Source organism: Anabaena sp. UHCC 0451 (assembly GCF_034931405.1).
Lineage (GTDB): Bacteria > Cyanobacteriota > Cyanobacteriia > Cyanobacteriales > Nostocaceae > RDYJ01.
Genome location: NZ_JAYGHA010000001.1, coordinates 262,856 through 277,366, shown reverse-complemented (window position 1 = coordinate 277,366; position 14,511 = coordinate 262,856). Strand labels below are relative to the sequence as shown.

Annotated in this window: 14 protein-coding genes; all 14 read right to left on the bottom strand. The window is 34.7% G+C overall.

All coding sequences use genetic code 11. From position 1 onward, the window contains the following. Positions 1-38: 38 nt before the first annotated feature. Complete coding sequence (locus tag VB694_RS01155; protein WP_323358474.1) at positions 39-1,049, bottom strand: hypothetical protein; 1,011 nt, start codon at positions 1,047-1,049, stop codon at positions 39-41. Between the two features lie 9 nt (positions 1,050-1,058). After that, positions 1,059-1,787, bottom strand: coding sequence for a putative capsular polysaccharide synthesis family protein (locus VB694_RS01150; RefSeq protein WP_323358473.1), 729 nt, complete (start codon positions 1,785-1,787; stop codon positions 1,059-1,061). Between the two features lie 306 nt (positions 1,788-2,093). Next, the gene (locus VB694_RS01145; RefSeq protein WP_323358472.1) at positions 2,094-3,032 is read right to left on the bottom strand and encodes a glycosyltransferase family 8 protein; all 939 of its coding nucleotides are present in this window, start codon (positions 3,030-3,032) and stop codon (positions 2,094-2,096) included. A gap of 36 nt (positions 3,033-3,068) precedes the next feature. Then, positions 3,069-3,722: a sulfotransferase family protein gene (locus tag VB694_RS01140; protein WP_323358471.1), complete on the bottom strand. Its 654-nt coding sequence runs from the start codon at positions 3,720-3,722 to the stop codon at positions 3,069-3,071. Between the two features lie 36 nt (positions 3,723-3,758). Next, positions 3,759-4,586, bottom strand: a complete 828-nt coding sequence (locus VB694_RS01135; protein ID WP_323358470.1) for a glycosyltransferase family 2 protein — start codon at positions 4,584-4,586, stop codon at positions 3,759-3,761. Positions 4,587-4,612: 26 nt separating this feature from the next. Further along, positions 4,613-5,887, bottom strand: coding sequence for a glycosyltransferase (locus tag VB694_RS01130; RefSeq protein ID WP_323358469.1), 1,275 nt, complete (start codon positions 5,885-5,887; stop codon positions 4,613-4,615). A gap of 62 nt (positions 5,888-5,949) precedes the next feature. Continuing rightward, on the bottom strand, positions 5,950-7,170 hold the full coding sequence (locus tag VB694_RS01125) for a glycosyltransferase family 4 protein (protein WP_323358468.1): 1,221 nt from the start codon (positions 7,168-7,170) through the stop codon (positions 5,950-5,952). A gap of 239 nt (positions 7,171-7,409) precedes the next feature. Next, complete coding sequence (locus VB694_RS01120) at positions 7,410-8,075, bottom strand: sulfotransferase family 2 domain-containing protein (protein WP_323358467.1); 666 nt, start codon at positions 8,073-8,075, stop codon at positions 7,410-7,412. 43 nt (positions 8,076-8,118) lie between these two features. Beyond that, complete coding sequence (locus VB694_RS01115; RefSeq protein WP_323358466.1) at positions 8,119-8,958, bottom strand: sulfotransferase domain-containing protein; 840 nt, start codon at positions 8,956-8,958, stop codon at positions 8,119-8,121. A 96-nt stretch (positions 8,959-9,054) separates the two neighbouring features. After that, the gene (locus VB694_RS01110) at positions 9,055-10,323 is read right to left on the bottom strand and encodes an ABC transporter ATP-binding protein (protein WP_323358465.1); all 1,269 of its coding nucleotides are present in this window, start codon (positions 10,321-10,323) and stop codon (positions 9,055-9,057) included. Positions 10,324-10,408: 85 nt separating this feature from the next. After that, positions 10,409-10,963 (bottom strand): adenylyl-sulfate kinase, encoded by a 555-nt coding sequence (cysC, locus tag VB694_RS01105; RefSeq protein ID WP_323358464.1) that lies wholly within the window; start codon positions 10,961-10,963, stop codon positions 10,409-10,411. A gap of 401 nt (positions 10,964-11,364) precedes the next feature. Further along, positions 11,365-12,201 (bottom strand): ABC transporter permease, encoded by an 837-nt coding sequence (locus VB694_RS01100; RefSeq protein ID WP_323358463.1) that lies wholly within the window; start codon positions 12,199-12,201, stop codon positions 11,365-11,367. A gap of 58 nt (positions 12,202-12,259) precedes the next feature. Continuing rightward, entirely contained in the window at positions 12,260-12,685 is a 426-nt protein-coding gene (locus VB694_RS01095) for a hypothetical protein (RefSeq protein WP_323358462.1), read from the bottom strand. 192 nt (positions 12,686-12,877) lie between these two features. After that, the gene (locus VB694_RS01090; RefSeq protein ID WP_416233456.1) at positions 12,878-14,197 is read right to left on the bottom strand and encodes a glycosyltransferase family 4 protein; all 1,320 of its coding nucleotides are present in this window, start codon (positions 14,195-14,197) and stop codon (positions 12,878-12,880) included. Positions 14,198-14,511: the final 314 nt, after the last annotated feature.

Genomic DNA, 14,511 nt, shown 5'->3' with positions numbered 1-14,511 from the left:
GTGATCAAAAGTGAACTTTGTAATTTCCAAGGAATTGATTAATTGCTCATTTTTTCATTATATAGACTAGAGATTTTATGATATAATTGGTTTAGTATTCTCTGCCTTTTTACAAAATCAATATTAAGTTCAATAATATAATTTACCCAAATAATTATTATCCTTTTCAAAGGGTTGTTAGTTATTAATAATAAGTTTTGTAGCTTGTCTATATAATATTGATAGAATAAAAGTTTATAAGGCATTAAACTATTTAATTTGTATCCTGCCCAATGAACTAATACAACTTGCTTTTTATGATCTAATCCGCCATAATCCCATAAATAATATTTACCATTTTCTTGATAAATATGTCCAGATTGCCTTGCCCAACCATTTTGACAAATTCCTCCTAGCACTTCTGCAAAATGACCATAAATCACAGGCTTCATATCACAGCAATAATTAATAAATGCCTGATCCGTATTTCGGGGATTAAGTTGTTCACGGATTTTTAATGATTCTGCTGCTAATTTTTCAAATTCTTCAAGAGAAAAAAGCCCTTTTTTAGAAGCCCACCGACCAGAATTAAAGCCTCTTCCGCGTCCTTGTCTCAATAACTGTTGGCGGAATTCTCCAGGCTCATATACTTGGTTAATAGCACAGTCATAATGTAGGAAGTCAAAACCGAATTGATCAAGGGCTGTAATCAAGGGTGTCAGATTTGCCAATACTACTTGGCGAGCATCTAAGTAAATGAAGCTATCCAATGGTCCCCAAAAAGCAGCATAGCGTCTGAACCAGTAATGTCCTGTGGGAGTAAGTCCTAGTTCAAAGGCTTTACCAATGGCTTCTAAACGCGGAAATGAGGAATCAATATATAGTTCAAAATTGTATTTTTCTTGTAGTTGTAAAAGGCGATCGCACTCCTCAGTAAAAGGAATTAAAATCAGCCGTAAATCTGGGTTAAAGGTGCGAAAACTGTTAAGAAATGCTATTGTCCAATCGTAAACTTTATCATTGGCTGAAAAGTAAACACCGATATTTTGTTCCTGAAAAATATTAGTCATTTAAAATTATCACCCTTTTGCACCAGTCCATTTAATTTTAAACTTATTAATTTCAGTTTGTGTATAGAAGTGTTGACAATATTTAGAAGCATAGATATCATTGACAAAATCATCAGGAAATTTAATCATATCAACTACTTGCTTATTTAAAGCAGCAAATGGTTTTTCCTCTGTAACGTTTGCATTAGTTATTTTTTGTATTGGGAAATCAATAAACTTTTGGAGATTAAGCAAAATAGTTTCGTTATCCTTAAAATCTTCCAACCGTAGAATCATGACATCTAAATTTTTACCAGCAATAAATTGTTGTTTTTCAGAGTGATTAAAGGATTGCTGATAAATATCAATTCCTGTAAATTCAGCAAATTCTTGCTCGAACCACTCAACTGCATCATAGAATTTCATGCGATTTTTGACGATCAAATCACAAGCATCATAAGGAGATATTGTTAATAGTTCTTGCTGTGTTAAACCATATAAATGGGGATTTTGAAAAAATCCTGAAACTTTTTTAGCAATTGGATCACGAACAATGCTAATAATTTTAAAATGCTTACCAGGAGTAGACTTTAACTTTTGTATTTGCTTGGCTTGTTTGACAGAAGGATGATTGTCACTTATGGAAGGATCTCTTGTTTCCAACCACTTACGAGATAAGTAGTGAACATGAACAATATTGGCTACTTTTAATTCTGTGTCTAGGGTTGTATAAATTGTGCTTGAACCTACTTTACCCATTGTGTACACTAGGTAAATGTTATCTTTGAAAGACCAATAAAGTTTTGGAAAAATTATTCTGTTTATTAGCTTATGTAGATTTTTCTTGGTTATTCCATTTCTTCGCAGAGACATCGTAAGATTATTCATTTTTATATACTCAATGATTTGTTTGTTGTTTTGAATTGAAAATATTGATATTTTTTTTAGTCATTAAATATTAAAATTTCAAAGGAAATGATGTGAGCAAGCAAATCAAATAATTGCTTATATTTACGTTTTATCATACAATTATTTTGTGTTATTTTGTGTGTTTAATTGACCATATTAAGTATTAAAAATAGCATGAAAATTGTAGCTGGCACGAAAATATAAACATGACCATACAAACTTTAAGAAAGATTGGATGGTACATTTTTTAGGTTCTGGTTTAGATGGAAACCAGGCAAAGTTTTGAGATAGCTGTTCACTGTAGTGTGTGTAAAGGTGGCGCATAGGCACATAATTTTGAGATGACCAAGGTTTATCTGCTCCTGTATAATGAATAATTTTGGGATTTTCCATTCGCTTGGTTATTTCTTCATTTTGAGGTAAACCTAGCAATTTTTCTTTAAAAAGTCGTGCTTCCACATTCCAAACTCCCGGTAGGTGACAATAGTTTTTCCAAAAGACAGCATTTAAAGCATCTTGATCACCAAAATGAAGTTTATTTGAATATTTATCTGCCCATTTCAGAGTTTCTTCACCATATTGTTTCTCACGCCAATAAACAGTATTTATTAGCATTACCCCACCATTGAAGTAAATATCATTGCCCTCGACATCAAAATGCTTGAGAAAAAAATCTTGGTAAGGGAATTGGACATGAGGCACTGCGCCAATTGGTTTAGTGCCAAAATCATACTCAAACAATTCAGCAATATCTCCTAATATAATCAGGTCACAATCCAAATATATTATTCTTTCACAGCCGTCACACACATCTGCACAGCGGAGACGGGAATAAGTGTTAAGGCTTAAATGTTGAAGTTCTGGTAAAGAACTAAACAAAGCCAAATCAATCGGTATGACCGATACTTGAGCAGCAAATTGAGCGCAAAGTTTTTCAATTCTTTGAGTATTCTCCAAAGAGAGATCCGGTGACAGGATATAAAAGTGCAACTTGTTTGGACTAGATGTGTTCTCTAAAATCGAGAGTATTGTAACAGCACAATACCGAGCGTAACGCTCATCAGCAGAGAAAAAAACAGATATTTCATCTAACACTGTACTAACTCCTGTCTGCACTTCAAAAGCATTATTCTAAAGCAACCTAAGTTTGTTTTGGGTACGTTGATAATAATAATCACAACGACGGACTAATTTTTCTAAATACTTGTTATACTTTCCACTTTTATAAGCTAGTTTCTGTAACCATCGAGCTTGGCGTGATTCGTTACCACGGGGATATTCTGTTTGCAAAACTGGTACATCTAGAAAATTACAAATATCATCATAGCCATAGCCTAAATTCAAATCCAGAACTAGTAAATTTTCTCTATTTTCAAAATAGTCAAAAACCTCTGCATGAAAAGTATGATAGCGTGATTGATAAAGTTCAAAATTAAAATTACTTGCACCAAAAAATTCTTGATTAAAAGCATCATAACTAGATTTCCATTCCCAAATGTAACGTCCTTCCCTCAACAACCATTCCATGCTGTTTAACCACCCTTCCAATGGTCTTGTAGTTAGAATAAATCCAGAATCAGGACATAACTTGTCTAATTTCTGGTACAGCATAGGTATAGGAGTATCTACAAAACCCGTGTATTCGTTCAGTATTGATAAATCATCAGTTTCATAAAGACTGAAGGGGAAATGAACAGAAGTTATATCTAGTTCGTTTAAAGCAAGATTTAAAGAAGTAGTTCCTGTTCTTGGTAAACCAATTCCGAAAACTTTATTAAATCGCATAATTACTTTTTTTAGATATAAGAATCATATATTTATTCAATTAGCTTGAATTCCAGAAGTACCACGCCAGTTTCTAATTTTTAGAATTACTGCTGCTGGTAAAATAGACTTAATTATTTTCACAATTTGACCCCAAACTTTACAATGTATCCATTCACTACCATATTGAATTAATCGACGATACAGAGGAACTAAACCCTTGCTCAGTTTCCAGCGTTCGCTAATAAATAGCATAATATCTCTGGAACTACTACTATTACAATCAAACACACAAAATAACACATTTTGATTTACAAATTTCTTACCATCTCTATACATCCTTGCCAACAAATCATGATCTGCACACCAGATATAACTGGTATCAAAACCATATTCTAGCTGACAAGACAATCTAACTAGAGTAGCTTGATGTGATGTTGGCATAGAACGCCAAATTTCCTTGAGTGGTTTAGGCATTTTTTGGAAACGTCGTATTTCTAAATCATCTACCAAAACTTCTTCCAAACCAGCCAAAATTACATCAGCACCACTATTTAAGGTACTAGTTAAACTGCTAAGAGAATTGCCAGCATAAAAATAATCTCCTGCATTCATATATAAAATCCAATCCCCATTTGCCAGATTTGCGCCTTTATTCATGGCATCGTAAATACCTCCATCTGGCTCACTGATATATTTATCTATGTGATGAATATAGTTTTCAATAATTAATTTTGTTCGATCTTGGGAATCTCCATCTACTACTATATATTCTAAATTAGGATAATCTTGATTGAGTACACTTTGGATAGTTTTGTCAATTAAGTTTTCAGCATTTCTGACGACTGTTACCACAGAAACTTTTGGATAGTATATATTTATCATTTTTATAGTTCCAATATTTATAGATGTTATGTATTCAGAGTTGAGTTTTGAAGGGTTTTGCAAGCTTGAAGAATAACTGATTGAAAGCGTTCTAGAGAGTGATCTTCTCTAAAAGAGGAATAGCTAGAGTCTTCTATTTGGAAATCAGTATCTATCAAATTTTGAATAGCCTGTGCTATAGCATTAGGCTCACCTTCAACGGCAATTTTCCAGTTATATTTATTAATAATTTTTTCCATCAAGTATCCTTTGTCAACAATAACTGGTTTATGATGTGCCATAGTTTTTGTTAAAATACTGCTGCTAAAAGGATAGGATTTATAATGACAAAATACGATGTCTGATAATTGAATTAGTTCTGAAAACTCTTCTTCATTTTTTATATAATAATGAACATCTATATAAGAATTATGATTGAGCATTTTTATCCAATATTCAATTTTATCTATTTCTGGATCTAAGGTAGTGGATTGGGGAATTTTTATTTTTCCTAAAACTAAAACAAAATATTTTTCCGCACTCAGTTTAGATACAGATTCTAGAAACAGGGGAAGATTCTTTCTTGGTGTTAAATTACCCAAAATGGAGATAATCTTTCTCCCTTTAGCATTGTCCTTAATATTGAGTAATAGTTCGGTATTTATCTTCTTATGGTTTTTTAATGTGGGTTTAATATTAACTAATTCGGGGAGATAAAAGGAAGTCAATCCTTTAAATCTTTTGGCTAAGAACCGTTGATAAAGTGGGTGCAAGACTAGAATAGCTTGGCAAGACGGAAGTAAGAAATTTTTTTCTGCATAAAAGCGTTTTCTACTTTTCTCTTTACCATCTGTTATGTTTAACTGATAAGAAGGTAGGATATGCAAACCTGCCCATTTCTTGGGTAAAAAAAACCTAGACATAAATGTGGGAACTGCTGGCATCATGGAATCTGTATGAGGGAAAAAGACAGGTATTTCCTCACCTAAATTGGCAATCAGCCGTTTGACGATAGTTAAGTTAATTAAAGAACTAAACCGGAGATATTTCATTCCGGGTATTTTAGGGATAAATGTATCAAGGAGCAATAATAATCTGCGGATAATTTTATCTGATAAAGTTACATCAATATCTATGACTTGGCAATTTTTTAAATTCTCCCGCTCGATATTCTCTCTCAATGTCTTGTTGTTACTACAACAGGCATACACAATATCATTGTGATTACTTAAGATGGAAAGAATATTCATGAAATAAAATTCACTATGTCCTCCACCTTGTGATCCTAGAATACATAAATCAACTAAAAGAATTTTTTTCATTTTCATTGGGGATTTAATTACATAAATTGTTGATTATATAATCTCAATCTAGCGGCTGCATATTATTGCAACACCTGTTTATATAGTTTTATGTAGCGGCTTGCTTGCAATTCTAAGGAATATTCTGAAATGGCGATCGCTCGACAATTTTGACTCATTGTTTTCCGTAATTGTTCATCTTCCAGTAATTTGACAATTCCATCACAAAAATCTTGCGTATCTTCTGGTTGAGCTAAATAACCTGTAATTCCTGGACGGACTAAATCAGGTACACCACCTATCTTAAAAGATACCATTGGTGTTCCACACGCCATACTTTCTTGTAATACCAGGGGTAAATTATCTGCACGGGTGGGAAATATAAACAAGTCAGCCGCAGAGTAAGCAATAGATTTTAAGCGATCGCTGTTAAGATAGCCTAGACTGAAAACTTTCATTCCTATCTGCTTGGCAATTTCTTCTCCTTTATTACCAAAGGTCAATAATACAGTTTCTTCTTTAAGAGAGTGAGGTAAATTTTGCAGAGCATTAAAAACTAAATCTCCTCCTTTGCGAGTTTCATTTAGGTTTGTAGCTCCAAACATGATAACTTTTCGACCGATTGGTAGTCCAAGTACCTCCCTACATTGTTGAGTGTCAATTGGTTGGTAAGCTTCTGTATCAATCCCATAAGGAATACAGTGAATGGGATAGCGACTCAGTATACTTGCTTTGGCTTGCTCTGCTAACCAATTACTAGGAGCAACAATAGTTAGATTAGAACTACTGTAAACCCAATTTTTCAGTTTCCACTCTAGTTGAGTGTTATCACGGCGAATTTTAGGATATATATCTGGATAGGGACATTTACCACAACCTATTTTCCAGCGATCGCAATCATAGCTATAAGCACAATGCCCAGTAAAACTCCACATATCATGGAGTGTAAAAATAGCGGGTTTGGTTTCAGTTAATTTAGGAATAGCCAAATAGTTAAAATAGCCAGTATGTAAGTTATGAAAATTGAGAATATCTGCTTCTTGATAAAATTGGTGTTGGGGAATATCAAAGGTACTCAGTAGGTTAATATAGTTGAGTCCAAGCCCACTAGTAAACCGATAAATATGATTGTCAACCCGGTATTTACGAGAAACATCTGCTATGCGCGGGTCGCGATCAGTTTTCACAATCCCAACTAACAGTTTTGAGTCAATGCCTTGTTGTAATAATCCTTGATGAAGGCGATATCCTGCTATAGCTGCTCCTCCTCCAATATCAGACTGATTAATATGTAAAATTTTCATTATACTGCTTTTAAAGCTTCCATATACAAAGAATCAGAATCAACAACTTCAATTTCTATGCCCAGAATATCTGTGTTAGTAGATATATACCTAGAAGTTGATTTTAGTTTTTCTCGTGCAAAAAAACTGTCTTCTACACTTTTCTTTAATTAAGAGTTTAATAAAATGTTTTATATTCATCATTCTCATTCATGTTATCTGATTTCAAGAAGATTCAAAGACGAAACCCTCATAAGTACCTAAAAATATCCAAAAAGAGTAAAATCTTTTTCGTAAACCATTTCCAGATTTTTTATAGATTCAGATGAAAGGATTTCTTTATAATCTGTTACAAGCTTAGGAGAAACGTTGATTGGTGATTCTGATCTAAAATTCAAACCAGTTTCAGTTTTTAAAACCTCTAAGTCCTCAGCAAAGTTTTCTGTTTTAAACACTCTGTTAACAGCTACAATATTATTGACTGTTAAGTAATGATGTTGAGGTTCAAACCACGGAAGGGATAGAATTTCTGACTCCTTGGAGAGAGTTTTAGCAAGTTCATCTACAGACGAAGCATAGGTATCAAGTTTTTGCTTTATCTCAGGCAAATAACTCCACAGTGTAGTGCGCTGAATATAATTATATGCAGATATAAAGCGATGAATAGGATTTCTGACAAATGAAAATACAAATGATTCGGAGAATAGTAATGGATCTAACTTGAAATAAGTCTCTACCCTTACATGACCAAGTTGATACCCTAAGTAAGAATCTAAAAATGCCGAACCAGCACATTTTGGGACATGAATAAATATCACTTTATCACGTCTGAATTGACGTGGGATTTTTAATAGAACATCACTACTATATAAATTACGATGAGAACTGAATGACAGCAACTTTGTTTTTAATTTTGAGTACATCATTTTAAATGTCTATATGTTCTATATTAGAATGTGTTTGGTTTAGTTAACTTTCATATCCAAGCCACCGTAATTCTTCTAGGCATTGCAAACGTATATACTCCACTGCCTCCTGTTCATTATCAAGATTTTCTTCTGTGCTGCCTTTAATAAATTTATAATTATTATCAAATCTCCATTTGAATCTCAAATCTATTTCTCTACGGTTTGTTTCCAAGATTTTCATATTTTCATAACTAGATATTTGAATTGCTTCCTCGATTATATGTTGAGGCAAAGCATAAATTCCAAAGAATTGGTAGATTTGTTCAATATAAAGACTTGTGTTATCAACAAGATTTTCATAAGAAACAAAAAATATTCTTTGTGATACTCGTGAATCAAATAACCAGCTTCTAATATGCTGTTTCCAAGCCTCAACTCCCATATTGGAATCTCTTACGAATTCTGAAAATGTAATTTGATTTGAAATTGTTTGATAACCTTTGCACATACGATAATAAGACTTCATGACACTCACAGGATGCCTATAAAGATAAATTAATCTCTGAATATCAGATGTCATCTTTGCATGGCTTTTGATAAGTTTCCCACCGAAAATATGTGAGTAATAATTAGATGGATAACCAACGTGTATATCAGATATGAACGACTCACGGTTTCCAAAGGAAATGGGTTTTCCGCACTGGAAACTTGGAGATATGTCTGAAGTTGTTAAAAGCTCAACATTTGCTAATATGTTGGTTAACCAAGTTACTCCCGACTTAGGAAACTCTACAATAAATAAGTCACTTTGTAGGGGTATATACTTTTTTTGGGCTGCCAACAAATTTCTTTGTATGGTAGCATCTAGTATTTTATTCAGACCTTTCAAAGCTTTAATCATGATTGTCTTGGTATTATGATATACTCATTTATATTTTTTTACTGTAATCAAATTATGAATTGTGTTGAATCAATATTGGTGATTAAATAAATAATATTAACCTACACTTTCCCAATTTAAGGCTGGAAAAATTATCCCCTTTCTCTTGATATTTAAAGACAAAGAATCACCAGAAGTATCTTCTATATTTATCTTGATAAGACTTTCTAACGACACCAGATTTTTCACTGAAGGAATACCCGCATTAAAAGTCAGTATATACTGACCAGGTTTTAATAATTTCTCTGGGATTTTACATTTAATTATATACTTACCTGGTTGACGTGGAGTTTTTAAATTATGCCCATCTGTATCATAAGATTCAAACAAAGTAATTCCATCTGTTGTTGACAATAAAAAACCAACTCTACAATATGGTAAATATTCGTTTATTTGATATTGAATTTCAATAAAAAACTGTTGTCGAAAGTCTATATAAGATGTAACCTCTCCTTGTATATTTTTGATTGATATAGATAAAAGTTTAAACTCATCAACTCCTACATTAGCAATGCCATTGTCCGATAAAAATTGACCTTCATGAGCATTTTTCGTGAGATATCGAGAAACTACATTTTCTGTGCTTTGATGAACAATTAATTTTCCTTGATCCAACCAAATAGCATCTTCACATAATTGATTAATCGCACCCATATTATGACTAACAAATAATACTGTTCTACCTTCACCTTTAGATACATCTTCCATCTTACCCAAACACTTCTTCTGAAATGCCGCATCCCCAACGGCTAACACTTCATCTACTATTAAAATTTCCGGTTCTAAATGCGCTGCTACCGCAAACGCCAATCTTACATACATCCCCGAAGAATACCGCTTCACTGGCGTATCTAGAAACTTTTCCACCTCAGCAAACGCCACAATTTCATCAAACTTGCGTTTAATCTCTACCTTACTCATTCCGAGAATTGCCCCATTGAGAAATATATTTTCTCTCCCAGTCAATTCTGGATGAAACCCAGTACCTACTTCTAATAAACTCGCAACCCTACCTTTAATTTTAATCCTTCCTACAGTGGGTTCAGTAATTCGGCTTAAAATCTTTAATAGAGTTGATTTTCCTGCACCGTTTCGGCCAATAATCCCAACTCTATCCCCCTGCTTAATCTCAAAAGAAACATCTTTTAAAGCCCAGAATTCTTCAACATTAGGATTCTCAACTTCAGATTTAGGATGAATGAAACTACCAAGAGACTTAATTTGATTACTAACCACATCTCGCAGAGCAGTATAACGTTCCTGCTTCTGATGGCCAATAATGTATTTTTTACCCAGATTTTCAACGCGAATAACTGTGTCTGACATAGGTACAAATTTTGTAAAGAGAAACATTAACCATTCTCAAAGTTAATGCTTCTCTGATAATTCCAAATAATCTAGATTAGCTCAATTATAAACAAGCAGAAGATACCGCTGCATTGCTACACAGAATATCAAACTGTTCTATTACTTTTGTCACACTTTGTTCAATATCTTCTTGATCAGTCAAGCATTCAACTTCTGCTTTTAAAGGTGGTTCATAGGGATCATCAATACCTGTAAAAAACTTAATTTCCCCCTGACGCGCTCGTTTATATAAGCCTTTAACGTCACGATCTTCACAAGATGCCAAGGACGCATTGACATAAACTTCAATAAAACTACTACCAATTTTTTGGCGTACTTCTTGCCGCACATCACGATATGGTGAAATAGCAGAAACTAATACTACCACCCCATTCCGCGTTAATAAATTAGCCACAAAACCAATTCGTCTAATATTTTCATCTCTATCTGCTCTACTAAACCCTAAATCTCTGGTGAGATTTTGGCGCACTATATCTCCATCTAATATCTCTACTTTGAGTCCACGCTGACGTAATGTTTTCGCAACTTCAGTGCTGATGGTTGTTTTACCAGCACCACTCAATCCTGTAAACCAAATTGTTGCTCCAATATCTATCATTTTTCACTCCTTGGTATAATCTGTTTATCAATAGTTATGTACTTTGCTTTTCCTTGTTTGTAGGTTGGACTTTAATTATTAGTTCTGAATAATATGTCTGTCCAAAAATCCTACTACCTACAATCGGTAATAAGTAACTTCCCGAAAAGCAGATTGGGTATCAAATCTCGTATGACATCTATGACATTATAGTGTTTCTGTTGCTAATGTCCAATATATTTTCTACTTAGTTTTTGATATACTCAAAACGGCTTAATTATTGGATTTTATAGGTATGGTTAAAGCATGAGCTAAACCCCTAGACATTGAGGTTTTTCGTAATCTTGAAAAAGTCCATGTCCCAACCATGTTTAGTATAGATAATAAAAGTCTTTATTATCCAAAGATATCTATCAGCGAGTCTAAATCACGTCGGCAAACTTTCTTTCCATTTTGCGGAAATACCAAATACCACTAAACAATAGCAAAAATACTAGTGCTAAAGAGAGAATAAATCCGGGTAGATACAAATTTGAATTACCGCCTAAAATTGCCCACCGGAAACCATCAATTACTCCTACCATTGGGTTTAATGAGTAAATTAACCGCCACTGTTCGGGAACAAGGCTACTACTAAAACCTACTGGGGAAACATACAGACCAAATTGGACAATAAACGGCACAATATAACGGAAATCTCGATATTGAACGTTTAAAGCAGCAAACCACAATCCTGCTCCCATTGAAGCAGCAAAGGCAATACTAATAAACAACGGTAAAGTCACAATTCGCCAACTGGGAACGAAATTGTACCAGGCCATGAGTGCCAATAAAATTATTCCAGAAATCATAAAGTCCACAAAACTTACTACTACCGCACTTGTCGGTACTACTAATCGTGGAAAATAAACTTTGGAAACTAGATTAGAATTGGTAATTAAACTAGTGCTGCATTCTGCCAGAGAATTGGCGAAAAACTGCCAGGGTAACATGGCCGAAAATACCAGGATAGGATAAGGCACACCCTGAGATGGTAATTTTGCCAACCTACCAAACACGATTGTAAACACAACCATTGTTAGAAAAGGACGAATTAAAGCCCAAGCAATACCAATGCTAGTTTGCTTATATCTTACTAAAATATCTCGCCAAGCTAGGAAATAAAATAATTCCCGATAGCGCCATAAATCTTTCCAATATTGACTTTCTGCTCTTCCGGCTTCAATTATTAATTCTGGCTGGGAAATGGTGTCTTTCATATCATCAATTTAGTGATGCCAATCTCAATTACTGGCTGCAAATACTTGCTATTAATTATTAGTTACTCACCCAAAAATCTTTGATACTGTTACCACCAATTACTTGGGATTGCCTGAAGGTAAATTCTCCCACGGAAGGATTTCGATGGGGATTAATTACACCTGTAGCCTGTTGCCAAAGTTCGGCTCGTGCTAATGATAACTCATATACAGATTCACGTTTATGGATGTGATACCATTTTGTTTCCTGGCAATCGTCACACCAAAAAGCTTCTAACCACTCTCCCTGTAAAGGGACTGCGGTTTTGGCTGCTACTAACATCAGGGCTTCTTTCCGTCTCATCCCTCTCTGTTGTAGTTGTCCGGCACTTTCAGCAAATAAGCTGTATTTTTGACTCATGCTATCCATGTAGCAGTTATGTACTGGACAATAGATAGCTCGACGTTTAGAACGATTCCGATTTCGATCACACCTTCTCTGCACTTCGGCCTCCCAAATCAGTTTGATACAAAAAGATCACCAGAAGGTTGCGGTGGAGGGACTGAGATCAAGTAAGACCATCAAAGCCCTGCTCCTAATTTAAAAGTTAAGTTATTAAATTTGAAAATTTCAGTTTTGTTAATCAGTTCGATATCTTATCACATTTGTACTTCTGGGATTAGTTTAGTTCACAGATTACAGATTACAACTCTGTAGCACACGGAAATATTTTTTAGCAATGATTTGTGGCGTAAAATTTGACTGCAAATACTGTCGAGATGCTTTGCCCATTAGTTCTGCTAGTTTGCGATCGCTATTCAGCAGCCGAATAAATTCAGCTAGAGCAAAACTATCTCCGTTCTCCACACTCACCCCACACTTACTATCATTTATCATCTGTCGCAAATAAGAGTCATTTGCACAAACCACGGCTATCGGTCTTCCAGCAGCTAAAGCTGGGTAAAGCTTACTGGGAGCTACTAGACTTTCCATTCCAGCTTCTACACTCACTAGGGAGAGATCGCAAGCTGTCAGAGAGTAAGGCAGAACTTGCTTGTCTTGATAGGGTAAAAATAGGAAATTTCTTAGTCCTAATTTATTCACTGCCTCCATAAAATCTTTTCGCTTTGCTCCACTCCCAATACAAACGAACTGAATGGGTTCGTCTTGCAGTTGTTTAGCAGCTTCAAGAATGGTGTCCATATCGTGACACCTGCCCATATTACCAGAATAGAGGACGGTGAATTTATTAACTAGATTATGTTCCCGGGCAAACCAATTCTTTTCTTTGGGAATGGGTACAATCAATTCAGGATCTCCCCAACTGTGAATTACAGAGACTTTATCTGCCACTTCAGGACAGATTGCTATTACTCTCTTCTTCATATCAGGACTCAGAACCACAATCCCTTTAGAACCACGCCAAATCTTTCTGTTGAGTTCTCTCCAAAACCCTGCCAGCCAATGGTTTTTGGATATTACTCCCAATGCGATCGCAATATCTGGATAAAGATCATAGATTAAACAAACATAAGAAATTCTCAAAATTAGGTGCGCCAGATATGCTGCTATGGGCAAGAAAGGCGGGGCAGAAGTTACCAAAAATACATTATGCCGACGGAAATTTTTGATAATGTGTAAAAAGGCACGCAATGTAAAGAGAACTCCATTTGCTGCCTTACCACGAATCCTTCCAGACCACACTTGGGTTGATCGCGATCGCTGAATGCGAATATCACCGGATTGCTCAACAGCCGCAGCATTGGCAGTAGAAAAGGCATACCCTGGCTGCCCCGTAAACACCTCAATACTTACCCCTTGCGGCTCTAATTGTTTGACTAGTTCTTCAATCAGCTGCCCCGTAGCCGCATAATCAGGGGGAAAAAATTCCGTGATTATTGATACTTTAGTTTTTTGGGAATTGAGATTTTCCTGGGTTTGAGAAATATCGGTTAAATCTCTAGCAGATAACCTCGCTTTAGTAAAATTTGTCTGTTTGTAACCTGGCTGATTCACAGTATTTGCATTGTTTGATATAGCTAGGCTGTCTGTATCATTTTTCAAATCCTGATGGGGCAATGAGGACGTGCTTCGATTGGAAGTAATTAATTTTTTCGGCCAGAATGCCATGAGCGTATTTTACTGTAGAAATTTTTAGGCTGATCAGGCAAGATTATTGACAAAGATTTTCCGGTTTTTTTTTAACCTGCTTGTTCTTAGTAATTGAATTTTTACTAAGTGTTGTCAAAAGGTTACATATACTAATTGACAACAAATTACAATCTGTTCCGGAAAAAATAACTCAGCAATATCACTGTTTTAAATTAATG